At 69.7% G+C, this 23789-nt stretch carries 20 protein-coding genes; 7 read left to right on the forward strand and 13 right to left on the reverse strand.

Features of this window, described 5'->3' with window-relative positions:
- Positions 1-57: 57 nt before the first annotated feature.
- The gene (locus EVJ50_RS03195) at positions 58-249 is read left to right on the forward strand and encodes a hypothetical protein (RefSeq protein ID WP_150882331.1); all 192 of its coding nucleotides are present in this window, start codon (positions 58-60) and stop codon (positions 247-249) included.
- A 178-nt stretch (positions 250-427) separates the two neighbouring features.
- Here the strand turns inward: EVJ50_RS03195 and EVJ50_RS03205 are convergent, their stop codons facing one another.
- From EVJ50_RS03205 to EVJ50_RS03250, 10 genes are all read right to left on the reverse strand, one after another.
- Positions 428-790, reverse strand: coding sequence for a c-type cytochrome (locus EVJ50_RS03205; protein WP_225323053.1), 363 nt, complete (start codon positions 788-790; stop codon positions 428-430).
- A 213-nt stretch (positions 791-1003) separates the two neighbouring features.
- Positions 1004-1351: a plastocyanin gene (gene petE / locus EVJ50_RS03210; protein WP_150882334.1), complete on the reverse strand. Its 348-nt coding sequence runs from the start codon at positions 1349-1351 to the stop codon at positions 1004-1006.
- Positions 1352-1403: 52 nt separating this feature from the next.
- Positions 1404-2393, reverse strand: a complete 990-nt coding sequence (locus EVJ50_RS03215; protein ID WP_150882335.1) for an NAD(P)-dependent oxidoreductase — start codon at positions 2391-2393, stop codon at positions 1404-1406.
- Positions 2390-3448 (reverse strand): uroporphyrinogen decarboxylase, encoded by a 1059-nt coding sequence (gene hemE, locus EVJ50_RS03220; protein WP_150882336.1) that lies wholly within the window; start codon positions 3446-3448, stop codon positions 2390-2392. Before hemE ends, EVJ50_RS03215 begins: the two co-directional genes overlap by 4 nt.
- A 24-nt stretch (positions 3449-3472) precedes the next feature.
- Positions 3473-5809: a 1,4-alpha-glucan branching protein GlgB gene (gene glgB, locus EVJ50_RS03225; RefSeq protein WP_150882337.1), complete on the reverse strand. Its 2337-nt coding sequence runs from the start codon at positions 5807-5809 to the stop codon at positions 3473-3475.
- Positions 5810-5857: 48 nt separating this feature from the next.
- Positions 5858-6568, reverse strand: coding sequence for a DUF3887 domain-containing protein (locus EVJ50_RS03230; protein WP_150882338.1), 711 nt, complete (start codon positions 6566-6568; stop codon positions 5858-5860).
- A gap of 11 nt (positions 6569-6579) precedes the next feature.
- The gene (locus EVJ50_RS03235) at positions 6580-8259 is read right to left on the reverse strand and encodes a CocE/NonD family hydrolase (protein ID WP_150882339.1); all 1680 of its coding nucleotides are present in this window, start codon (positions 8257-8259) and stop codon (positions 6580-6582) included.
- The gene (locus EVJ50_RS03240) at positions 8249-8581 is read right to left on the reverse strand and encodes a hypothetical protein (RefSeq protein ID WP_370455577.1); all 333 of its coding nucleotides are present in this window, start codon (positions 8579-8581) and stop codon (positions 8249-8251) included. Before EVJ50_RS03240 ends, EVJ50_RS03235 begins: the two co-directional genes overlap by 11 nt.
- Before the next feature lie 64 nt (positions 8582-8645).
- A complete protein-coding gene (locus EVJ50_RS03245; protein ID WP_225323054.1) occupies positions 8646-9086 on the reverse strand; it encodes a DUF4332 domain-containing protein in 441 nt (146 codons plus the stop codon).
- Positions 9087-9089: 3 nt separating this feature from the next.
- On the reverse strand, positions 9090-9557 hold the full coding sequence (locus tag EVJ50_RS03250) for a Ycf51 family protein (protein ID WP_150882340.1): 468 nt from the start codon (positions 9555-9557) through the stop codon (positions 9090-9092).
- A 66-nt stretch (positions 9558-9623) separates the two neighbouring features.
- On the opposite strand from EVJ50_RS03250, the gene EVJ50_RS03255 reads away from it, so the two are divergent.
- The 6 genes from EVJ50_RS03255 (at position 9624) to EVJ50_RS03280 (ending at position 18822) form a co-directional block, all read left to right on the forward strand.
- Positions 9624-14060 (forward strand): translocation/assembly module TamB domain-containing protein, encoded by a 4437-nt coding sequence (locus EVJ50_RS03255; RefSeq protein ID WP_150882341.1) that lies wholly within the window; start codon positions 9624-9626, stop codon positions 14058-14060.
- A 2-nt stretch (positions 14061-14062) separates the two neighbouring features.
- Positions 14063-14959, forward strand: coding sequence for an ROK family protein (locus EVJ50_RS03260; protein WP_150882342.1), 897 nt, complete (start codon positions 14063-14065; stop codon positions 14957-14959).
- 43 nt (positions 14960-15002) lie between these two features.
- Complete coding sequence (locus EVJ50_RS03265; RefSeq protein WP_150882343.1) at positions 15003-16316, forward strand: glutamate-5-semialdehyde dehydrogenase; 1314 nt, start codon at positions 15003-15005, stop codon at positions 16314-16316.
- Entirely contained in the window at positions 16313-16702 is a 390-nt protein-coding gene (locus EVJ50_RS03270) for a dihydroneopterin aldolase (protein ID WP_225323055.1), read from the forward strand. The genes EVJ50_RS03265 and EVJ50_RS03270 overlap by 4 nt, the downstream gene beginning before the upstream one ends.
- The gene (locus EVJ50_RS03275; RefSeq protein ID WP_225323056.1) at positions 16699-17334 is read left to right on the forward strand and encodes a triacylglycerol lipase; all 636 of its coding nucleotides are present in this window, start codon (positions 16699-16701) and stop codon (positions 17332-17334) included. The genes EVJ50_RS03270 and EVJ50_RS03275 overlap by 4 nt, the downstream gene beginning before the upstream one ends.
- A 192-nt stretch (positions 17335-17526) precedes the next feature.
- On the forward strand, positions 17527-18822 hold the full coding sequence (locus EVJ50_RS03280; RefSeq protein ID WP_150882344.1) for a diguanylate cyclase: 1296 nt from the start codon (positions 17527-17529) through the stop codon (positions 18820-18822).
- Here the strand turns inward: EVJ50_RS03280 and EVJ50_RS03285 are convergent.
- The 3 genes from EVJ50_RS03285 to thrB form a co-directional block, all read right to left on the reverse strand.
- Positions 18812-20977: a M3 family metallopeptidase gene (locus EVJ50_RS03285; protein WP_150882345.1), complete on the reverse strand. Its 2166-nt coding sequence runs from the start codon at positions 20975-20977 to the stop codon at positions 18812-18814. The genes EVJ50_RS03280 and EVJ50_RS03285 overlap by 11 nt on opposite strands.
- Positions 20978-21086: 109 nt before the next feature.
- Entirely contained in the window at positions 21087-22661 is a 1575-nt protein-coding gene (locus EVJ50_RS03290; protein WP_150882346.1) for an NAD(P)H-quinone oxidoreductase subunit 4, read from the reverse strand.
- A gap of 173 nt (positions 22662-22834) precedes the next feature.
- Complete coding sequence (gene thrB, locus EVJ50_RS03295) at positions 22835-23779, reverse strand: homoserine kinase (protein WP_150882347.1); 945 nt, start codon at positions 23777-23779, stop codon at positions 22835-22837.
- Positions 23780-23789: the final 10 nt, after the last annotated feature.

Genomic DNA, 23789 nt, shown 5'->3' on the forward strand with positions numbered 1-23789 from the left:
GGATCCCCACCGCAGGCCGCCGCGGGTCAGGATGGTGCCCCCTCGCCTGCTGTGCCGATGGATGACGCCCTGATCGACTCCCTTGTTGCGGCCTCTCGCGAATTTGATGGAACCGGGGCCGATCCCGAGCGCAACTGCTGGATGGCTGTGCATCGCCATGTGCATGGGGTGCTGCCCAGCGAATACGACATCCGCGAGGTGCCGGAAGAGCTCTATCTCGCCGTGCTCGAGCGTCGGCGCGGCAGCTGAGCCGGCTCAGCTGAGCCGCCGGATCGGGGCGATGCGGCTGGAGGCCATGAACCGCCTGAGCGGCTCCAGCCGGCGCTGCTGATCCCGATCTGCTGCCGGAGCCGGGGGCTGTGGAGAAGCGGGGCGGCTGACGCGGCGGGGGCGTGGCTCGGGTGACGGGGTCCAGGACGGAGTGGGCTCAGGCATGGCGCGACCCCTCCTCGGGACGGGGCCAGCGCCCCCAGCCCTGCAGGGCCATCCGGTCCACATAGGAGGCGGCCGCCTGAATCTCCGGCTCGCTCAGCCTGCCGGCGAAGGCGGGCATGGCGTTGTGGCCGTTGCGGATGCGTTCAGCGATCGCCGCGCGGTGGTCGCTGCTGTAGTTCTCCACATAGCGGGCCAGGGCCTCCTGCTTCAGCGTCCGCCTGGCATGAACCACGTTGCCGCCCCCCATGTGGCAGGCGGCGCAGTTGGCGGAGAACACCCGGGCGCCCTGGCCGGGCTCACTGGCCTGCGCGCTGCTGGGCCCCAGCGTGAGCAGTGCCACCAGCAGGAGCAGCACCCCGGCACGGAGGAGCCGGGTTGGGGCAAGCCACCGTCGGAGGGATGGCATGGATCGATCTCCAGCGCTGCGTTCAAGCTATGAATCGCGCGCAGTGCCGACCAGCCGCCGGAGGCCGATCGACACAATCGGTGCGTCCGGGCATGAAAAAAGCGGCTGCTGACAGCCGCTTGTGAAGGTTGGGACGGTGCGGGGAGCGCCCAGACTCAGACCTCACTCAACAGTGATGGTGCCGACCATGCCGGCGCCGCGGTGAGGCTCGCAGTAGTACTCGAAGCTGCCGGCCTCGTTGAAGGTGGTCTCCCAGGATTCGCCGGGGCTGAAGGCCAGCTCCTGGTGGCTCAGCTCATCGTGACCGTCGAACACGACATTGTGAGGGGCCAGCTTGTTGTTGACGAAGCGGATGGTGTCACCCTTCTTGATGGTGACGTTGGCCGGTTCGAAGACGAGCATGCCGCTGTCGGCGCCGAGCTTCACCTCAGAGGTGGCAGCCTGAACGGACTGCAGACCGAGACCGGCAAAAAGAACCAGGGCGACGGCCGCTGTGAGCAGCTGACGCATGACCCTGGATGCAAACCTGACCATGCTGAAGCAGGATTGAAGTTTGGCGAAATTATAAGGCGCGTCCGCTGCGTTTCAGGCCCGCATCCTCGAAGACCGCCTCGAGGCTGGCGGCATGGCTGCTCAGTCCGAAACGCTCCGGAGGACTGACCGGCTCATGCAGGAAATGGCGATAGCCGATGCTGAAGCGGTCCCAGGGCGTCATCTCGATCGGGAGGATGCGGATCAGGCCCTCGATCAGCCAGCCCTTGAGGGGAATGCCGGGCGGCCGCCAGGTGCGGCGCCAGCGACAGAGGGCCGCCACGGTCTGGTTGACGCTCACCGCGGGTTGGCCGAGAACGATCCGCCGCAGTGCCCCCTGGCCAGGCTCCCGGTTCGGTTCGTGCGGGTGCAGAGCCAGGTGGGCGCAGACCCGGGCGATGTCCTCGGCGTGGATGTAGTGAAAACTGGCATCGGCCCGCAGCCAGCGGGCCAGCCAGAGCCAGCGGCAGGCTTCGACCAGACCGGCGGTGAGATAGCTGCGCGGAAAGGGGCCGCTGCCATCGACCCGGCCACCGAAGACGAGGGTGGGGAAGAGGGCGATGATCCGATCGGCCAGGGGATGGGACTCCAGCTGCTCCAGGCACTGGGCCTTGGTCTGGATGTATTCGGTGCCGTCGCGCAGCGCCTGGGGCAAAACCTTGAGCTGCCGATCGAGGATGCTCGCCGTGGAGAAGTAGAGGATCTGCTCGAGACACGACGGATCGAGGTGATCGAGCAGCTGTTTCACCGCCACCACGTTCACCGCCAGGGCCAGCTCCGGATCGCCCCAGGCCGTGGCGGTGTGGATCACCCGGTTCACCGTGGCCAGCACCTCGGCATGGGGTTCGGGCTCGCGCAGATCACCGACCAGCAGCCGGACCCTGGGGTGATCCGCGGACACGGCGGTCAGTCGCGACGGATCCCGCAGCCAGAGGATCAGCTCGGCATCGCTCTGCTCCAGCAGGCGTGCGGCCACGTGCTGACCGACGCAGCCGCTGGCGCCTGTGATCAGGATCCTCAAGCGGTGGCACCCAGGAGGTCGTTCACCGATTTGCCGGCCTCGAAGAAGACGCGGGCGTTCTCTTCGGGAGTGCCGGGAAGGATCCCGTGACCCAGATTGAGAATGTGGCGGCGGCCCCGCGCCTTTCTCACGGTGTCGCAGATGCGTTCACGGATCGCCTCCGGGGTGCCGAAGAGCAGACCTGGATCCACGTTCCCCTGCACACCCACGGATTCGGGCAGGCGGGCGCAGCCATCGGCCATGTCCACGGTCCAGTCGAGTGAGACGAAATCCACACCGGTGGCGGCCATCCGTTCCAGCACACCCGCACTGCCTGAGATGTAGAGAATCAGGGGAGTGTCCGGGTGGCTGGCCCGGACCGCATCGAACACGCGCTTCTGATACGGAGCGGCGAAGGTGTCGTAATCGATGGGGCTGAGCTGGCCGGCCCAGGAATCGAACAGCTGCACCACCTGGGCACCGCTGTCGATCTGGTAGCCGATGTAGGTGGCGATGGCGTCGGCCAGATGGCTCAGCAAACGGTGGAGCAGCTCGGGCTCCTGGAAGGCCATGGCCTTGATCACGGCGTAGTTCTTGCTGCTGCGACCCTCGACGGCATAGGCGGCCAGGGTCCAGGGGGCCCCGGCGAAACCGAGCACCGCCGCACGGTTGCCCACCGACTGCCTCAGCCGCGTCAGCACCTCACCGACGAAGGGGAGCGCTTCGGCCGGTTCCAGGGGCCGGAGATTGTCCACCTGTTCGGCCGTGCGGATGGCCGGCTCGATCAGGGGACCTTTGCTTTCGACGATGTCGAAATCGATGCCCATTCCGGGCAGGGGAGTGAGGATGTCGGAGAACAGAATCACACCATCGGGCTGGAAGGCCTCGAAGGGCTGCATCGAGATGGCGTAGGAGAGATCGGGATTCTCCGAGCGCTCCCGGAAGCCCGGGTGGCGATCTCTCAGGTCGCGATACACCTTCATGTAGCGCCCCGCCTGCCGCATCATCCAGACCGGCGGACGCTCCACCGTTTCACCGCGGGCAGCGCGAAGCAGCAGAGGGAGGGACTCGGCCATGAACGGAGACAGGGTGCGAAAAACCTAGCTGAGCGCTTTGCTCGAGCCGTCGGCGGCGGTGGCCGCCACTGAGCGTCCTTCACCGTTGCCACTCGCTGGCCGGCTCGGATCGAGACGGAAGATCAGCACGCTCAGCGGCGGCAGGCAGAGATCGATGGAATCCTCGTAGTCGTGGATGCGCCAGGCATCGCTGGCCACACCACCGAGATTGCCGAGGTTGCTGCCGCCGTAGCGCTCACTGTCGCTGTTGAAGACCTCTTCATAGAAGCCCGGCAGGGGCACTCCGACGCGGTAGTGGGCATGGCTCTGCGGCGTGAAGTTGGCCACCACCACCAGCCAGCCTCGGTCACCGCTGGCCCGGCGCATGAAGCTGATCACGGAGTGGCGATTGTCACGGCAGTCGATCCACTGGAACCCGTATTCATCGAAGTCGTCGTGCCAGAGCGCCGGTTCCGAGGTGTAGAGCGCATTGAGATCACAGACCAGAGCCTGAAGGCCACGGTGCGGCTCGTAGTCGAGCAGGGACCATTGCAGATCACCCCAGACATTCCATTCGGCCCGCTGACCGAACTCCATGCCCATGAAGATCGTCTTCTTCCCCGGGTGGGTCCACATGTAGGTGAGCAGCGCTCTGACATTGGCGAACTTCTGCCAGTCGTCGCCGGGCATCTTGTGAAGCAGGTTGCTCTTGCCATGCACGACCTCGTCGTGGCTGAGGGCGAGCATGAAGTTTTCGGTGTAGTGATACCAGATCGAGAACGTGATGTTGTTCTGATGGAACTGCCGGAACCAGGGATCGAGCTCGAAGTAATCGAGCATGTCGTGCATCCAGCCCATGTTCCACTTCAGGTTGAAGCCGAGCCCGCCCATGTGCGTGGGTTTGGTCACCATCGGCCAGGTGGTGGATTCCTCGGCGATGGACAGGGCACCGGGGAAGTGCTGAAACAGCACATGATTGGCCTGCTGGAGGAAATGCACTGCCTCCGTGTTCTCCCTGCCCCCTTCGTCGTTGGCGATCCACTCCCCATCGGGTCTGAGGTAGTCGCGGTAGAGCATCGACGCCACCGCATCGACACGGATGCCATCGATGTGAAACTCCTCGAACCAGAAGACCAGGTTGGCCACAAGGAAGTTGCGCACTTCATTGCGGCTGTAATTGAAGATCAGCGTTCCCCACTCCTTGTGCTCACCGATGCGGGGATCGGCGTGTTCGTAGAGATGGTCGCCATCGAAGAAGGCGAGCCCGTGGCTGTCCTTCGGGAAGTGGCCGGGCACCCAGTCGAGAATCACGCCGATGCCCTCGGCATGGGCCCGATCGACGAAGGCCCGGAATTCGTCGGGTCTGCCGAAGCGGCTGGTGGGCGCATACCAGCCGGTGACCTGGTAGCCCCAGGAGCCATCGAACGGGTGCTCCGAGATGGGCATCAGCTCGATGTGGGTGAAGCCGTGCTTCTTCACATAGGGGATCAGCCGGTCCGCCAGCTCGCTGTAGGTGAGCAGCCGTGCGCCGGGCTTCAGATCCGCCGCCGGGACCGGAGGGCGTGGCTGGCCATCGGGCTCGAGAAACGGCTGGTCGGCGGCGGCATGGATCCAGCTGCCGAGATGCACCTCGTAGACCGAGATCGGCTGATCCAGTGGATCGCGGCTGTCGCGGCGGGCCATCCAGGCCTCGTCGTCCCACTGGTAGCGCCCACGGCCGCAGACCACGGACCCGTGGTTGGGCCGCACCTCGTGCTGGAAGCCGTAGGGATCGGCCTTCTGGTAGCAGTCCCCGTTCGGGGCGCGCACCTCATATTTGTAGATCTGGCCTTCCGCCAGGCCGGGAATGAACAGCTCCCAGATTCCGCCGAGCCGCTGCTGCATCGGGTGATGGCGGCCATCCCAGGAGTTGAAGTCGCCCAGCACCGCCACGCTGCGGGCATTGGGAGCCCAGAGGCAGAACTGCACGCCGGCGACCCCGTGTCGCTCACCGGGATGGGCCCCCATGCGGGTCCAGACGTGGTGATGGTTGCCCTGCGCGAACAGGTGGCGGTCGAGCTCGCCCATCCACTCATCCCTGAAGGCCCAGGGATCGTGCTGCTCATGTTCGATGCCGCCGCGCTGCACACGCACCCGGTAGGCGGCACCGGGGTCGCTCGCGAGGCGGGCCTCGAAGACCCAGGGGTGATGGGGGCAGTCCATCGGCTGCTCCTGCCCGTTGGTCAGCAGCAGCACCGAGTCGGCCTCGGGCATCCACACCCGCACCACCCAGCCCTCACTGGTGCGCTGCGGGCCGAGCACCGCATAGGGATGGTCGTGGCGGCATTCCGCCAGCCGCTGTCCGTCGTCGACCATCCACTCCAGCGGTGCAGTGGCGGTCATGGAGAGGCAGCGGGTGAGCGGGAGCTTAAGGCGCAACCCCCACCGGGCTCAGGGTTCCACAACCGGGAAATCCACGCCGCTGATGCGGCCCTGGCGATCAAAGATCACGAAGATGTTGTCGGTGAGGCGTCCGAAGTCCGTGGTGACCAGCACCAGTTGCTGATCGCCGCCCTCGCTCGCCACCACGGCGCCCCGCACCCCCTCGAACGGACCGGTGCTCTCCTGCAGGCCGTTCCACTGCTCCTGCATCGATTCGGGCGGCAGATCCTCCTGCAGCGACAGGACCATGCGCTCCCGCGCCCTCAGCCAGCGCCCGGCGGACACATCCTCGACGAAGCCGATGGCGCTCCGCTCGAGCGAACTCTCCTCGCCGTGCCATTCCCAGGCCAGCAGCTTGCCGCCACCGTCGAGAACCATCGTCAGGGGGTGGCTGCCGTTCTCATCCACCAGCACCGCTTCCACGGTGCTGTCGTCCACGCCGCTGTGCAGGTGGGTGATGCGGGTGGAGCGGATCGCGCCCCGCTCGCCCAGGCGGGCCTGCACCCGCTCCGGGCTGGTGCCCTGCTGCACGGAGGGGGCAAGGGCGTCGTAGACCGCCTGGGCGTCCCCGATCTGGACGGCCTTGAGCAGGGTGCTCGCCGCCGCCAGCACCTGCTGGGGCGAGGTGCTCAGCTCGGTGATCGGCGCCGCCTCGGCCAGCGGAGCGGTCAGCAGCGGCGGCAGGCCGAGCACAGCCGTTGCCAGAAGGGCGCGCAGCATCACGGGCCGGTTCAGTCAGCTGGGGCCAGTGTGACCGATGGCATGGGCTCGAGGATCAGGGCGCTGCCGGCCGGCCGCAGCGACAACGTGATCACGCGATGATCCGGGCCCGCCGGGCCCCAGGGCATGGCTCCGCTGCCCGGGTTCACGGCGATCTGCGGCCAGGCCGCCAGGGCGATGGAGAGGCGCAGAGCCTGCCCGGCCTGCAGGGTGACCAGCAGCGGCTGGAGCCTCACCTCGCGCCGGCGCGGGCTGCGGCAGTCCTCGCCCAGGAAGCGGGCCACGCCGCTGCTGATCTGCAGCGAGCGGCGGCCATCGGCCTCCAGCAGCGAGAGGGTGCAGCAGAGATCGAATCCCTCCTGATCACTCCAGCCCTCCAGCTGCAGCAGCGGCTGACCGAACAGGGTGCGGGGCGCGGCCTCAGGGGAGGCGGTGAAGACCATCACGTCGGTGCGCGAATCGAGATCGGCGCGATCCACCGGTCCGGCATCCAGGCCCAGATGGCCGCCCCGACCGGGCGCCGGCCGCCAGGGGTCGTGCACCAGGGAGAGAACCGGCGGCGCAGGGGGCTCCGGCGCTGGGACGGCGGCCGGCGGCAGGGACATCTCGCCCCGGGGCACCAGCAGGCCACCATCGGTGCTGGAGGCCGCCAGGCCGTTCCCCGCCAGCTCCCAGGCCGGCGGAGTGCCGCCGGCAGAGCCCCGCGTCAGATCACGCCAGCGGCTGGAACCCAGGTCGAAGGCACGGCCGGCGGGCTGATCGGACGCCTCGTCGCCGCGCAGGTGGCGCTCGAAGAAGGCCAGCTGCTGCCGGTCCACCCCTCCGGCGGCCCCCGGGCCCAGATCGAGGCTGCCGCAGCGCCGGTCCCACTGCAGATGGGACCAGGCGCCGATCAGCAGTTCCGGGCTCCCCCCGGCGGCCACGCTTCGCCGCCAGAGGTCGAGCGTGCCCCGCAGGTGGGGATCGAACCAGCCGCCGATGAGGAGCAGCGGCCGCCGCAGCCAGGCGGCCGGGATCGGATGGCGAACCCAGGCCGATGGGTCCGCCGGGTTCTGCCGCAGCCAGCGCCAGCCCATGCCATCCGGGTCGATCTGCTCGAGCAGCGCCGGCCCCTCCCTGAGAAAGGCGCCGCTCTCCAGGCTGGTGCGGATGCGCCACCAGTCATCGTTCCGGCCGCCTCGCCGGCATTGCAGTGCGGCCAGCTGCAGGGCCCAGGCGAGTCCGAGCCCCCACCAGTGGGCCTCTCCCTCGCTGGCCCAGTGGCTGCGCTCATCCGGACCGCACATGGCCGGGGCCATGCAGCTGGGCGGGGGGGTGTCCGGCCGGGCCAGCAGCTGGGTCAGCCCCTGGTAGGAGAAGCCGTAGAGGCCGATCCGGCCGTTCCCGAGCGGCTGGCGCCGGAGCCAGGCCAGGGTGGCGTGCAGATCCCCGGCCTCCTGGGCGAAGCCGCCGAACCGGCCATCCGAATCGCCCTGGCCGCGCACGTCCTGCACGATCACCCAGTAGCCATGGGCGGCGTACCAGCTGGGGTGGGCGTAGGTGATGGTGCCTGCGATCGCCCGCCCGTAGGGCTGACGCATCAGCAGGGTGGGCAGGGGGATGGTGCCGGCGGCTCTCCAGGAGCGTGCGGCCAGCTGCACGCCATCCGGGCAGGGAATCCGATGCTCCCGGGTGACGAGCTCAGCGGACATCGGGGCAGTGGAGCCCGATGACGTAGGTGATCAGGATCTCGGCGTCCATCGGCGAGAGGTTCTCCTGGCGGGCCACCTGGGCGATGGCGGCCTGGGACGTGGCCTGCTGGCCGGAGTTGTTGAGGGCCTTGAACTGGGAGCAGAGGGCGCGGGCCTTGCCGGGGTTGCTTTTCACCTCCTCGAGGATGGGCGAGGCGGCGCGCAGGGCGGGGAGGCCGCTCAGACCGGCGAGGCCGAGGCAGACCAGGCCGAGAGCGACGGCACGGCCTCGGCGGAAACGGAATGGCCGGGCCGGTGGGGTCCGGAGGGTTGTGGTGGGCATGGCACCTCCTCCTGGGTCCCCTCCATTCCAGATCCAGCGGCGGCGAGATGTTCCCATGGCTGGGTCAGTTCGGCGGCCGACTCTGTGACCGGATGCGTCCTGAGTGCGCGGCGGCGATCCAGGACCGGGCCTGCTGCAGATCGGGAGTTCCTCCGGCGCCGCGGAAGAGCCGGCGCCGCAGCCGGCCCACCTGGGTGACCAGGTCCTGGGGTCTGGCAGCCGCCAGGCTGGCCGCGTCCGGGATGCCGGCATGGAGGAGCAGCGCCGCCACCTCATGGGGCAGTCCGGTCTCCGCCATCATCCGGGCCTGGCCGCGCAGGCGACGCAGCCGAGCGGCCGTGGCCAGGCCCGCAGCGCTGAGTCGGTCCAGGTCCCGATCGGCGAGGGCGGCCAGCCGGCTCCAGCTGCGGATTCCGGCGGCCTCCAGCACCTCCTGTTCGTGGCGGTAGGTGGGCGGCAGCCGGGGCAGGCCATCCGCCTGATCGGAGCGGCGTTCAGGGCTCAAGGTTCAGGGCTCGAGCTGCAGCTCGCCGCTGGTGAGATCACGGGTCGCCTCCGCCAGCACCACCGGCCGGGAGGCCCCATCGGCGGCGGCGTCCAGCCGTCGCAGGCGGATGTGAATCACGCCGTCCTCACTGGTTCGCCCCTGGGGCCGGAGATTGAGGGCCAGCTGCTGGAGGGTGGGCAGCACCGCCTCGGATGGGGCATCGGCCGGATAGGCGGCCACCACCAGATTCGAGCCGTTGTCGAAGACGATCGGCACGGTGAGGGCGCCCTCGACGCTCTGGCGCGGCACGTAGCTGATGGCGAAGGCCCAGCAGAAGATCGCCAGCAGCACGGTGAAGCTGCTGATGCCCACGAGGCGGAAGCGGGGACCCCAGCGGGCCAGGAAGGCCACCACGGTGAGCACGGTGAGCGCGGCGCCAGCCACCCCCAGCCAGAGGCCGGCCTGCAGGAGGAGAGAGACCGGTGGCATGGGGCTGGTGAGCGGCGAACACGCTCCTTATATTGCGCCGGCCGTCATCGGTGATGCGTGCTGCCGATGGGCCCGAGCCGGCGTTTCCATCCCCTGCTCACACCTGCTGTCCGCCGCCTGGGCCTGGTCGCCCTGGGGGTCGGACTCGTGCTTCCGGCAGGGTTCTGGGGTGTGGACCGCGCGGCACGGACCGTCTACGGGCGGGTGCGTGCCGGCCTGGAGAAGCAGCTGAGCGGCAGCCTCGGTCATCCAGTGAGCCTCGGCCCCTATGGAGGTCTGCGCCCCTGGGGTCTGGCCGTTGGGGCCTCATCGGTGGCCGAGGGTCCCGAGGACGCCTCCACCGTCTCGATCGAGGGGGTTCGCGTGGCCCTCGCCCCACTCGCGTCCATCGGCCGCCGCCGGGCGGTGGTGGATCTGGCCATCGGCGCCACCCGGGTGGACCTGCGCCGCAATCCGGACGGCGCCTACTGGGTGCTGCCGGACCGCGCGCCCGCCAGCCCGCCGCCGCTCGATCTGCGGCTGCGGACCCGCCAGCCGGTGGCCATCGCCATCGAGCCCGCCGGCCTGCTGCTGAGCCTGGCTCTGGACGGCGAGGCCCAGCTTCAGCAGGAGCGCCTGAGGGGGCGGGCGCGGCTCAGCCTCGGTGAAGCGGGGCGGATCGATCTGCGGGGTGCCGGCTCCTGGGGCACGGCCACAGCGCGGGCTCAGCTGCGGCTGGACGATGTGATGCTCGCCGGGCTGGAGGGCCTGGCCCCCGGGGAGCTGCCGCTGGATCTCGACGGCGAACTCTCGGGGCGGCTGGATCTGGGCTGGCAGAAGGGAGCCGCGCGTTGCCGGGGGGGCATCGGAATCCGCGGCCTCAGGGTCGACGCAAAGGCCCTGCCGGCACCCCTCTCGACCGGCCGCTGGTCCCTGCGCTGCAGCGATGAGCGGATCACCCTCGAGCCGTCCCGGTGGCGGATGGGCGACTGGGGGGCCTCCCTCGCCGGGGAGGTGGCCCTGCTGCGCTCCTTCGATCTGACGCTGGCGGCGGAGAACCCCGCCCGGGCCCAGCGGGTCGAGACCCGTCTGGAGGGGCCCTGGCTGCAGCCGGTGCTGGAGGCCAGCGGCAGCTGGGAGCCGGGCTCCGAGCTGCCGGTGAAGGGCCCGCTCACGCTTCGCGCCCGGGTGAGCAGCGACCGGCGTGATGGGCTGGCCCTGAGTCTCGATGAGGCCAGCCTGAGGGGGCCGTCCTTCGCGCTGGATGCCGCGGGGCCCCTGCTGCCGGCCCTCTCGGTGCGCAGCAGCCGACTCGAGCTGAACCCGGGGCTCTGGGGGTTCTCGCCCGCGGCCGGCCAGTTGCTGGGGCAGGAGGCGCCGCTGAACGGCGTTCTCCGGCTCGAGGGGGAGCCCGATGACGCCGTGGTCAGCCTCAACCTGGCTCAGGCGACCAATCTGATCCTGGAGCGCTGGGCCCTGCAGGCCACATGGGATCAGGCCGTGCTGCGGCTGGAGGAGTTCCGATCGCCCGAGCTGACGCTGACGGGCCGGATGCCGCTGGCCCTGGCCGCCGCAGGCCCCGAGACCGGGCCGCTGGACGCCTCGCTGGCCCTGGAGTCCTTCCCGCTCGAGCGACTCGGTGGGCTGCTGGGAACCCCGCTGGATGGTCGGTTCAGCGCCAGCGGCAGCCTGCATGGCGCCTGGAACGCCGTGGAGCCGGAACTGACCATGCGGCTGGAGGACCCCCTGGCCGGGCCCGTGCGGCTGCTCGAGGTCTGGACCGGCAGCCTGAGCGGGTCCGCCGGCGGCGGCGGACAGCTGCGGCTTCGCTCGGGAATCGCGTCGCTGCCCGGCAGCCTGAGCGCCGACCTCAACCGCAGCTGGATGCCGACCAGCGTGACCCTGACCCGGCAGCGCGGCAGCCTCAGCCTCAGTGGCGATCCCAGCCGCTACCGCTGGCAGGCGAGCCGGATGCCGCTGCAGGGCCTGGAGGTGGCGCCCTCCGCCGATGCGGCGTTCCTCGGGCTGCAGGGTCTCCTCAGCGGAGAAGGAACCCTCGATCTCCAGCCCCTGGCGATGGAGGGCACGGTGAACCTGGAACGGCCGGGCGTGGCCGGGCTTCAGGTGCGCGAGATCGCCCTCAGCGGACAGCTGGCGGACCAGCGCCTCAACCTCGAGGGCACGATCACCCCCCCCACCAGCGGCAGCATCGACCTGACTGCGGATGCGCGCCTGGGGGGAGCGCTGGAGGCCGAGGCCACGGCCCGGGGCCTCTCCGCCCGCTGGCTGGCGCGGGTGGCCACCGACCTCCCGGGTCTGCGGCGGGGCCGGACGCCTGGGACCGGCCGGGCCGCGGATCTGGCGGACCTGGTGATCGGCGCCATCGATGGAACGATCGATGATCAGCTCAGCGCCCTGAAGGCGGCCCGCCGGCAGGTGCAGGCCTGGCGCGAGGCCCGCCGGAGCGGCACGCGGCCCTTCGATCCGGATGATCTGCGTGGTGTGGTCGATGCCGATCTTGTGCTGAGGGGTCCCGATCCCTCACGGCTCGATCTGGAGGCCAGTGCCAGCGGTCACCTCTGGGCCGAGGGACAGGACCGCGATCAGGCCCTGGCCCTGCAGCCCTTCGAGGCGCGCTGGAGCGGACCGGTGCAATCCGGCGATGGGGAGTTCTCCCTGGCCCATCTCCCCTTCTCGCTGCTGGCCCTGTTCGCTCCCGTGCCGCCGGCCCTCAGGGGCGGGCTGGGGCTGGCGGGGCGCTACAGCCTGGGGGGGGCTGTTCCGCGGCTGTCGACGGAGCTGCGGTTCGATGAGGCTCGCCTGGGAGAGCGGGCGCTGACGCTGGAGAAGGGTGGGGTGGCCCTCAACGAGGACGGGCTGGAGCTGGATCTGGCCCTGCGGGCGGAGGGTGCCGAGGAGCCGGTGACGCTGGCGGGAACGGTTCCGCTTCAGGCCGGATCGGAGGGCCTGGAGCTGCGCCTGGTGGGACGGGGGGATTCCCTCAGCTTCCTCACCGCATTGGCCGGGGATCAGGTGGACTGGCAGCAGGGCACCGCTGACGTGCGCCTGATCGTGCAGGGCGCCCTGAGCGAACCCCAGGCCAACGGCTTCCTCCGCATCCGGGAGGGACAGCTGGATCTGGCCGGCCAGACGATGGAAGCGATCGACTCCACCGTGCTGTTCGACTTCGACACGCTCGACGTGCAGAGCTTCACGGCCCGGATGGGGCCGGAGGGCACGATCAGCGCCAAGGGGGCCATCGGCCTGCTCCGACCGGTGAACCGGCCCGACCTGCTCGAGGTGACCAGCGAGCGCGCGCGCTTCGTGTTCCCCATCGCCGATGTGGAGGCCGATGCCCAACTGACCGTGGCGGGCGCTCTGCCGGCCATGCGCCTGAGCGGTGAGCTGGATCTGGCGCGGGGTGCGATCACCCCCGCCCGCGCCGCTCTGATGTCGGCCCGGATCGACGGGGATGAGAGCGACGGAGATGGGATCTCCGTCTCAGCGCGGCCAGCGGCCGGCACCAGTGAGATCCGGACCGACGCCTTCCGGGAGGAGAACTGGGACTTCAGCGAGCCGCTGGTGCTGATGGGCCCCGAGGTGGAGAGCCAGCGCGGGCTGGAGCTGCGGGACCGGGTGCCCAGGCTCTCCTTCATCGGTTTCGACGACCTGCGGGTGCGCATCGGGCCGGAGCTCAGCGTGGCTGTGACACCGGTGGCCGAGTTCAAGACCAGCGGGCTGCTCACCCTCAACGGCCAGCTGGACGAGACCCTGGTGGCCCAGGGCCTGATCCGCCTGACCCGGGGCCGCATCAGCCTCTTCACCACCACCTTCAACCTCGATCCAACGGCAGCCAACGTGGCGGTGTTCACCCGTGGCCTCGGCCTGATGCCCTACGTGGATGTGGTGCTGACCAGCCGGGTGTCGGAGTCGCTGAACGTGGGCAACGGCCTCTCGAGCGACATCTTCGAGCGCAACGGCACGGGCGGACTGGGCTGGGCGGGCGGCCAGCTGCAGCTCGTGAAGGTGGTGCTGGAAGCCCATGGCCCGGCCGACCAGTTGGCGGACACGATCCAGCTGCGCAGCTCACCACCCCTGCCGCCGAGCCAGCTGCTGGCCCTGATCGGCGGCAACTCCCTCGCCGGCCTGAGCGGAGGCAATGCGGGCGCCGCCCTGGCCGCCGTGCTCGGCCAGTCGCTGCTCTCCCCCGTGCTCGGAACCCTCAGCGAGGCGTTCAACCAGCGCCTGAGCTTCGCCCTCTATCCCACCTACGCCACCCCGTTCGTGGCCGATCAGGAGGAGACCAACAGCCGCCGGGTGCCGCCCCAGCTGGTGCTCGGCACCGAGGTGGGGCTGGACGTGACCGACCGGTTCAATTTCTCGGTGCTCGCCGCCCCCAACCGCAACGACATCCCCCCCCAGGGCACCGTGACCTACAAGGTGTCGCCCAATCTCTCGGTGGAGGGATCGGTGGACACCCAGGGCAGCTGGCAGAGCCAGCTGCAGGTGTTCCTGCGCTTCTGAGCATGGCCGAGATCCTCGGGGTGGACATCGGCGGCAGCGCCATCAAGCTCGGTCGGTTCCTGGAGGACGGCACCCTGCTGGAGGCCGCCAGCGTGCCCACGCCGCAACCCTCGGTGCCCGGGGCCGTGACCATGGCCATCGAGGAGGCGGTGCGGCAGCTGGACCCCGATGGACGCGCCGGCGTGGTGGGCATCGGGGTGCCCGGACCCACGGATGCCCGCTCGCGGGTGGCCCGCATCGCCATCAACCTGCCGGGCTGGGAGGACGTTCCGCTGGTCGACTGGCTCGAGCCGCGCCTCAACAGGCCGGTGACCCTGATGAATGACGCCAGCTGTGCCCTGATGGGCGAGAGCTGGCTGGGGGCGGCGCGGGGCTGCCGCGATGTGCTGCTCCTCACCCTGGGAACGGGCGTGGGGGGAGCGGTGATGCTCGATGGGCGTCTGTTCCTGGGAGCCCATGGAGCCGCGGCGGAACCGGGACTGATCTGCATCGATCCGGAGGGTCCCGCCTGCAACAGCGGCAACCGCGGATCCCTGGAGCAGTTCTGCAGCATCGGCGGGCTGCGGCGTCTCTGCGACCGGAGCCCGGACCGGCTGGCGGCGGATGCCGCCGGCGGCGACAGCGCCGCTCTGGCCGCCTGGCGGGAGTACGGCCGCCGCCTCGGCATCGGCCTCAGTTCGCTGGTGTATGTGCTGACCCCCTCCACCGTGCTGCTGGGCGGTGGCCTGAGCGGCGCCATCGAGCACTTCCTGCCGTCCCTGCAGCAGGAGCTTGAGACCCGCGTGCTGGCGGTGAGCCGGCAGGGTCTGAGCATCCGCCGCTGCGCTCTCGGAAACGGCGCCGGCCGGCTGGGCGCCGCCTGGGTGGCCCGGGAACGCTTCCTCAGGGGCACCCCCTGAGGCGGCGGATTGGGATGATGCCCCTTTCAGCCCAACCCTGCCGATGACCTTCAGTGCGGTACCGGAAGCCAGAGACGATCTGATGCTCCGGGCTGCCGCCGTGAAGCGGGCCGCCACCTCGATGGCGGGCAGCAGCGATGCGGATCGCCGCGAGGCGCTCAAGGCCATGGCCCATGCACTGGAACGGCACCGGAGCGCGATCCTGGAGGCCAATGCGGCCGATCTGGAGCAGGCGGAAAGGGAGGGGCTCGCCGACGCGCTGCTGGCCCGCCTGCAGCTGGGGGAGCGCAAGCTGACCCAGGCGATCGAGGGGGTGCGCGGCGTCGCCGCGCTGCCCGATCCCCTGCACCGGCGTCAGCTCCACAGCGAACTCGACGACGGTCTGGTGCTCGAGCGCCTCACCGTGCCCCTGGGCGTGGTGGGGGTGATCTTCGAGGCCCGGCCGGACGCCGTGGTGCAGATCTCGGCCCTGGCGATCCGTTCCGGCAACGGCGCCCTGCTCAAGGGGGGCCGGGAGGCCGGCCGCACCAACGAGGCCATTCACCGCGCCCTGCGGGAGGGCCTGGCCGCTTCGCCTCTGGAGGCCGAGGCCCTCGAGCTGCTCACCAGCCGCGAGGAGAGCATGGCCATGCTGCGTCTGGAGGGGCTGGTGGATCTGATCATTCCCCGGGGCAGCAATGCCCTGGTGCGGTTCATCCAGAACAACACCCGCATCCCGGTGCTGGGCCACGCCGATGGCATCTGCCACCTCTATGTGGACCGGGCGGCCGATCCGGAGCAGGCCCTGGCGATCGCCCTGGACAGCAAGACCCAGTACCCGGCCGCCTGCAACGCGATCGAGACCCTGCTCGTGCATGAAGCGGTGGCACCCAGCTTTCTGCCGGAGGCCTGCCGGGCCTTCGCCGCAGCCGGGGTGGAGCTGCGCGGTGACGCGGCCTGCCGGGCGCTCGGGGTTCCGGGAACCGCCAGCGAGGAGGACTGGGACACGGAATACCTGGCCCTGATCCTGGCGGTGAAGCAGGTGGCCAGCCTGGAGGAGGCCCTGGAGCACATCCGCCGGCATGGCTCGCGCCACACCGACGCGATCGTGAGCAGCGATCAGGACACCGTGGACCGGTTCCTGCTGTCGGTCGACAGTGCGGGCGTGTTCCACAACTGCTCCACCCGCTTCGCCGACGGCTTCCGCTACGGCTTCGGTGCCGAGGTGGGCATCAGCACCCAGACCCTGCCGCCCCGCGGTCCGGTGGGTCTCGACGGCCTGGTGACCTATCAGTACCGCCTGCGGGGCCGGGGCCACACCGTGGCGCCCTACGCCAGCGGTGAGAAGCGGTTCCTGCACCGGAGCCTGCCCCTGTGAGCAGCGACGGGACGCCACCACCGAAGCCCGTGGATGCCATCCATGTGCGGGGTCTGCGGCTCTGGGCCCACGTGGGGGTGCTTGAGCAGGAACGGACCCATGGCCAGTGGTTCGAGCTCAGCTTCAGCCTGCGCCGCGACCTGAGCGCCGCGGGCCGGGCCGACGACCTGGAGGCCAGCAGCGACTACGCCCGCGGCATCGCCGCCCTGCAGGCGCTGGCCGCCGGCCTGCGCTGCCGCACGATCGAGCACTTCTCCGAGAGGGCCCTCGACTGCCTCGAGGACTGCTTCGGACCTCTTCCGATGTGGCTCGAACTGAGCAAGTGCCGGGCGCCGGTTCCGGGATTCGATGGGCTGGTGTCGGTGGAGCGGGCACGGCGCTGGTGAGCGAGCCCCCCACCGGCCTGGAGCCGGATCGGCCGGACACCACGCCGCTGGTGCTGGTGCATGGTCTCTGGGACACGCCCCGGGTGTTCCACCCCCTGTTGCGGGCCCTGGCCGGGCGCAGGCCCCGGCTGCTGGCCCCCCACCTGCCCCACCAGCTGGGCCGGCGCTCCCTCACCAGCCTGGCCGCCGCGCTGAACGGACACATCCGCACCGCCTTCGGCGAGGAGGAACCGCTCGACCTGCTGGGCTTCTCCATGGGCGGGGTGGTGGCCCGCACCTGGCTGCAGCAGTGGGGTGGCGCCCGCCGCACCCGCCGCTTCCTCAGCGTGGCCAGCCCACAGACGGGCACGCTCACGGCCCTGCCGATGCCCGCGGCCCTCTTCGCCGGACTGGCCGACATGAAGCCCGGCAGCCCCCTGCTGCGGCAGCTGGCGGCGGGCTCAGAGCAGCTGGTGGGGGTGGACTGCCGCAGTTACAGCTGCACGTGGGACCTGATGGTGATGCCGGGCTGGCAGGCGGTGCTGCCGCTGGGATCGCGCTCCCGTCTGCCGGTGCTGCTGCACCACCGGATGATCGCTGCACCGGCGGCCCTTGAACGATTGGTGCGGGACCTGCTCCAGGAGCCTCCCTGATCACGGCTGGACGAGATCGGATGACACCCGCCGGGCCGCAGATGTTCCAACAATCTTCCAGCGAAATCCCACTGTGATGCAACGGCCCTCTGGCTACGTTTCAGTGAGAACGCTTGTCAACGGGACGAATCGTCGTCCACCTCGGCATTCAGCACATCTACTCATTCGCGGCCATTCCACGGCCCCCGATCGATGAAGGGAGACATCCGGATCGCCAGGGGTGAGGTGGATGCCCTCACCGATATCCCCCTCTATGTGCAGGCGGCAACTCCCCGGTTCCGGACCGTCTACCTGCTGCTGCGCGACCTCTGCCGCAAGGGCCGCCTGAACAACCTGTTCGAGGATTTCTTCCACATGGTCGGCGTCCCAGCCGCCATCGTCGATCTGGCCGGCAATGTGCTCGCCTCGTCGCGCTGGCAGCGCATCTGCCGCGACTTCCACCGGGAGCATGCCGAGAGCTGCCGGCGCTGCACGGAGAGCGACACCCAGCTCGCCAATCAGCTTGAGGCGGGCAGCGACTTCACCATGTACCGCTGCCGCAACGGACTGACCGACTGCGCCTCGCCGATCATCATCGAGGGTGAGCATGTGGCCAATCTCTTCATCGGTCAGTTCCTGCTCGAGGAGGCCGATCGTGACCAGTTCCGGCAGCAGGCCGCCGGCTTCGGCTTCGATGAACGGGCCTATCTGGAGGCCCTGAGTGAAGTCCCCGTTGTGCAACAGGCCCTGGTGCCGAGCATCATGGGCTTCCTGGTGGGATTCGCGCGGCTGATCACGGCGCTGGCTGTGGAGCAGTTCAATGCCCTGGAAGCTGAGCAGGCCCATCGCCGCCACCTGGAGGAGCAGGTGCAGCAGCGGACGCGGGAGCTGAAGGAGCGCACCGTCCAGCTGGAGAACGCCCGGAACGACCTGGCCCGACAGGCCCGGATCGATGGCCTGACCCTGGTGGCCAATCGGCGGGCACTGGATGGATTCCTCGAGAGCGAGTGGCGCCGGCTGGCCCGCAGCCGCCGCCCGCTCTCGCTGCTGATGATCGATGTGGACCACTTCAAGGCCTACAACGACCGCCACGGCCATCCCGCCGGGGATGCCTGCCTGGTGACCATCGCCCGCCTGATCGCTGAGGTGGTGCAGCGCCCCACGGATCTGGTGGCCCGCTACGGCGGTGAGGAGTTCGCCTGCGTCCTGTCCGACACCGATCAGCGGGGGGCGCTGCACATCGCCGAGGCCATCCGGCAGCGGCTGGCTGAGCTGAACGCTCAGCCGATGGGCTCCCAGCTCCTCGACGCCGTGACCGTGAGCATCGGGGTGGCCACCTGCACACCGGCCCTCGGAACGCCGCTGGCCGGTCTGATCGAGGGTGCCGACCGCTGCCTCTACCGGGCCAAGCGCAGCGGCCGGAACCGGGTCTGCGCCGACCCCGGTGCCTTGGGCACCGTCGCGATGACGGATGGGCAGCCCGGCAGCAGGGTCGGCCTCAGCTCCTGACCAGACCCGAGTGGCGGATCAGAGCATCCGCCCGGGGTTCCCGGCCCCGGAAGCGGCAGAACACCTCGGAGGGTGAGCGGCTGCCGCCGAGGCTCAGCACCGTGTCGCGGAAGCGCCGCCCGATCTGCTGCAACTCCTCTTCGTTCTCCAGACCCACCTCTTCGAACGCGGCGAAGGCGTCGGCGCTGAGCACTTCGGCCCATTTGTAGGCGTAGTAGCCGGCGGAGTAGCCACCGGCGAAGATGTGCCCGAAGCTGCAGAGGAAGCGGTCTTCCGGGATCGGGCCCAGCACCGTGGTGGTCTCGGCCACCCGGCGCCGCAGCTCATCCGGACTGATCCCCAGGTCGGGGCTCCACTGCCTGTGCAGCCGCAGATCGGTGAGGGCGAAGTGCACCTGGCGCAGGGTGGCGTTGCCCGCCATGAAGGTGCGGGCGGCCAGCAGCTTGTCCATGTCCGCCTCGGCCAGGGGTGCCCCGGTCTGCCAGTGGCGGGCCATGCCGGAGAGGGTGGGCCGGTCGTAGCACCAGTTCTCCATGAACTGGCTGGGCAGTTCCACCGCATCCCACTCCACGTTGTTGATGCCGGCGGCCTGCGGCCGCTCCACCGTGGTGAGCATGTGCTGCAGGCCGTGACCGAACTCGTGGAAGAGGGTCTCCACTTCCTCGAAGGTCATCAGGCTCGGGGTATCGCCAAGTGGCGGCGTCTGGTTGCAGATCAGGTAGGCCACCGGCAGCACCGGCTCCCCGGCCGGCGTCAGGCTGCGGCCCAGGCAGTCGTCCATCCAGGCCCCGCCCCGCTTCTGCCCCGGCCTGCTGTACGGGTCGAGGTAGAAGGCCGCCAGCCGCTCACCGCTGGCCCGGTCGAGCACGTGGAAGAAGCGCACATCGGGATGCCAGACGGGGGCCTGCCCATCGGCGGCCACCAGGCGGATCGAGAACAGCCGTTCGCTCAGGGCGAAGAGGCCATCGAGCACCCGGGGCAGGGGAAACCAGGGACGCAGGGCCTCGCGATCGAGATCGAAGCGCTCTCGGCGGAGCGCCTCCGCCCAGAAGGCCACATCCCAGGGCTGCAGATCGCCGGCCTCATCGGCGCCGTGGCGTCCAGCACAGGCCCGCAGGTCGTCGAGCTCCTCCAGGGCCACGGGGTGGGCGGCACGCCGCAGGTCCTCCAGCAGGCCCTCCACTTCATTGACGCCGCCGGCCATCTTGCTGGTGAGGCTGAGGTCGGCCCAGTTGGCCGTGCCCAGCCGGCGGGCCTGCTGCCCGCGCAGGCTCAGGATCTGCTCGATCAGGGGACTGTTGTCCTGTTCGCCGGAGCTGGCCCGGCTCACATAGGCCCGGTAGGCCGCTTCGCGCAGGTCGCGGCGCCGGCTGTAGGTGAGGAAGGGCACGTAGCGCGGCATGTCCAGACCCAGCCGCCAGGGGCCATGCTCCGCTGAGGGATCGGACCCGTCCTCGGCCCGCTCACCGGCCCGCTGGGCCGCATCGGCCAGCAGGGCCAGCAGGCTGTCGGGCAGGCCGTCCACCTCCTCGCGCCGGCGCAGGGTGAGGCTCCAGCCATCGGTGGCATCGAGCACGTTGTTGCTGAAGCGGGTGGAGAGGGCCGCCAGCTCCTGACTGGCGCTGTTGAAGGCCTCCCGCTCAGCCCCATCGAGGCCCACACCGCGCTGCTCCATGTCACGCCGTTCCGCCGCCAGGATGCGGCGCTGGGTGGCATCGAGCTGCTGCGGGCTGCCCTCCGATGCCGATCGGTCCTGGGAGTCGAGGCGGCAGATCGCGTCGTAGAGAGCCCGGCTCTGGGCCATGCGGTTGCTGAACTGCACCACGTCGGCCTGCTGGGAACGGTGGGCCTCCCGCAGCTCGGGGCTGTTGCGCACCCCCATCAGATGGCCGACCACACCCCAGCTCCAGCGGAGATGCTCACCGATCCGCTCCAGCGGTTCCATCACCTCGTCCCAGCCGAGCGCTGCATCGGACTCCAGGGCGCCCTTCAGCCGCACTTCATGGTCCGCCAGGCGCCGATCGAGCTGTTCGAGCAGGAGCGGAATGTCACGGCTGACCATCTCCGGGGTGATGGCCTCGAAGTCCGGCAGGCCGGAGCCCCGGAGCAGGGGAGAGGCGGCGGCGGGAGCGGAGGCCACGGTCACGGGAGGCATGGGACGAGCTGAAAGCAAATCACCGGCTCCCATTCCAGCGATCGGGGCACCGACCCGGGGCGCTGCGGGGAGTGGATAACCGTCGCCGGAGGGGTGGGCGGAGCGGAACTCAGCCCAGGGGCAGAGCGGAACTGATGGCCACCAGGGGCTGCGAGGCGAGCAGGTCGGCCAGGGCCGTGGTGCTGGTTTCGTAGAAGTCGATCGCCACCCGCGGCCAGAACCCGATCACCAGGGTGGGCACCAACAGGGTGAGTCCGATGGTGAGCTCGCGCGGTGACATGTCGCCCACCACAGCCAGGGCCGGAATCCTGGGGCCGAAGAAGACGCGGCGGCACATCGAGAGCAGGTAGATGGGCGTCAGCACCAGGCCGATGGCGGCCAGGACGATGGCGATCACGCGGAAGGGCACCGTGAAGGCCTCCTGGCTGGTGATGCCCAGGAACACGGTGATCTCGCTGATGAAGCCGCTCATGCCGGGCAGGGCGAGAGAGGCAAGGCAGCTGGCCAGGAAGAAGGCGAAGGTGATCGGCATCACCTTCGCCAGTCCGCCCATGTTGGGAATCGAGAGCGTCTTGGTGCGGCCGTAGAACACGCCGGTCACGAAGAACAGGGCCGCCGCGATCAGGCCGTGGCTGATCATCTGAAGCATGGCGCCACTGATGCCGAGGCTGTTCACCGCGGCGATGCCCAGCAGCACGAAGCCCATGTGGCTGACGGAGCTGCAGGCGATGCGGCGCTTGACGTTGTCCTGGGCGAAGGCATTGAGGGCGCCGTAGATGATGTTGACGATGCCGAGCACCATCAGGGCCGGGGCCAGACGCAGGTGCACCTCCGGCAGCATCTCCACGTTGAAGCGCAGCAGGGCGTAGCCGCCCATCTTCAGCAACACTCCGGCCAGCAGCATCGACACAGGAGCATTCGCTTCGCCGTGGGCATCGGGCAGCCAGGTGTGCAGCGGGAACATCGGCAGTTTGACCCCGAAACCCACCAGGAAACCGAGGTAGCAGAGCACGCCGAAGGTGCCTCCGGGCGAACGGGCCGCCATCTCGCTCATGTTCAGGGTGAAGCTGTCACCGGAGAGGGCGAGGGCCAGACCGCTGATCAGAATCAGGAGGGAGGCAAGAGCGGTGTAGAGGATGAACTTGGTGGCGGCGTACTGACGCGCCTTGCCGCCCCAGATCGCGATCAGCAGGTACACCGGCACCAGCTCCAGTTCCCAGGCCAGGAAGAAGAGCAGGAAATCCTGGGAGAGAAACACCAGCGACTGGGCGGAAGCCTGCAGCAGCAGCAGACCGAAGTAGAGCCGGGGCTTGTTGGTGACCGACCAGCTGGCGGCAACGGAGAGAAAGGTGACCAGCCCGCTGAGCACCACCAGGGGAGCCGAGAGGCCATCCGCCCCGAGCGACCACTCCAGGCCGATGATCGGCAGCCAGCTGACCCGCTCCACCAGCTGCAGGCCGCTGTGGTCGGGCTGGAACACCTGGCTGAAGACCACCAGCATCAGCACGAGGTCGATCAGCAGCACGGTGAGCGCCACCGCCCGTGCTGGCCTCGGATCGGCGCCATCGCCGGGCAGGATCGGCAGCAGCAGGGCCCCGGCGGCCGGCAGCAGAGCGATCAGACTCAGCCAGGGGAAGGGACTCGCGAGGCTGGACGCGGCCAAGACGGGCAGATTGGCGTCCATCGCGATCAGGGCCGGGAGACAACGGTTTTGGGCTCCATCACACCCTTTTCGCAGCGGGGATGTGTTGAAGCAGCGACAATGTAACAGTGTGGCTCGGGGTTCTGGGTACTTCTACCCATTGGTGTCTTCGGTTCTGCTGATGGGAGTGATCAACCCACCGCCGGGCCGGCGAATCAGGCCACGGTCTCCTGCCACTGGCTGCCCCGGCTCTGGATCGAGAGCACCGGCGCGCGGCTGGCCACCCCGGCCGACTCCCAGGCCTGCACCATGGCCCGGCTGACCCGGCCGGCCAGTTCCGGCGGGCACAGGGCCAGCAGGCTGGGGCCGGCGCCGCTGATGGCGCAGCCCCAGGCTCCGGCCTCGACGCAGGCCGCCTGCACGTCCCGACCGCCACGGATCAGCCCCCAGCGGTAGGGCTCGTGCAGGCGATCGTGCATGCCATCCGCGATCAGGTTGCCGTTGCCGGTGCGCAGCCCCTGCAGCAGCAGGGTGAGGGAGCCCAGGTTGACCACCGCATCCTTCACCGACACCGAGCGGGGCAGGGCCCGTCGGGCCTCGGAGGTGGACAGGCGCATCGCCGGAATCGCCACCACCAGCCCGACCTTGTCGGACCATTCGCAGCGCACCACGCGCCAGCGGCGCGAGGCCGCCTTGGCGGTGAGGCAGAGGCCCCCGAGCAGGGAGGGCACCACGTTGTCCGGGTGGCCCTCGATGTCGATGGCCAACTCCAGCAGCTTCTCCAGGCTCAGGGGCTCGCCGGCCAGGGCGTTGGCTCCCATCAGCCCCGCCACGATCGCCGTGGCGCTGCTGCCGAGGCCGCGGGCGGGGGGCACGGCCAGCCGCACCCGGGCCTCCAGGGCCACCGGCTCCAGGCCCGCCTCCCTCCAGACCCGCTGGGCGGCCCGGTAGACGAGGTTGTCGGGACCACCGCGGAGGTGGCTGCCTTCGCTGCCCTCGATGATCAGCTCGAACCGCTCGGCCCCGCCTTCGATGCAGCGCAGTTCGAAGCGGTTGTTGAGATCCAGCGCCGCACCCAGGCAGTCAAAGCCTGGTCCCAGGTTGGCCGTGGTGGCCGGAACGTCGGCCACCACGCTCTGGCCGATGCGTGGGCGCGCCATCGGGATGGGG

The organism is Synechococcus sp. RSCCF101 (genome assembly GCF_008807075.1).
Taxonomy (GTDB): domain Bacteria; phylum Cyanobacteriota; class Cyanobacteriia; order PCC-6307; family Cyanobiaceae; genus RSCCF101.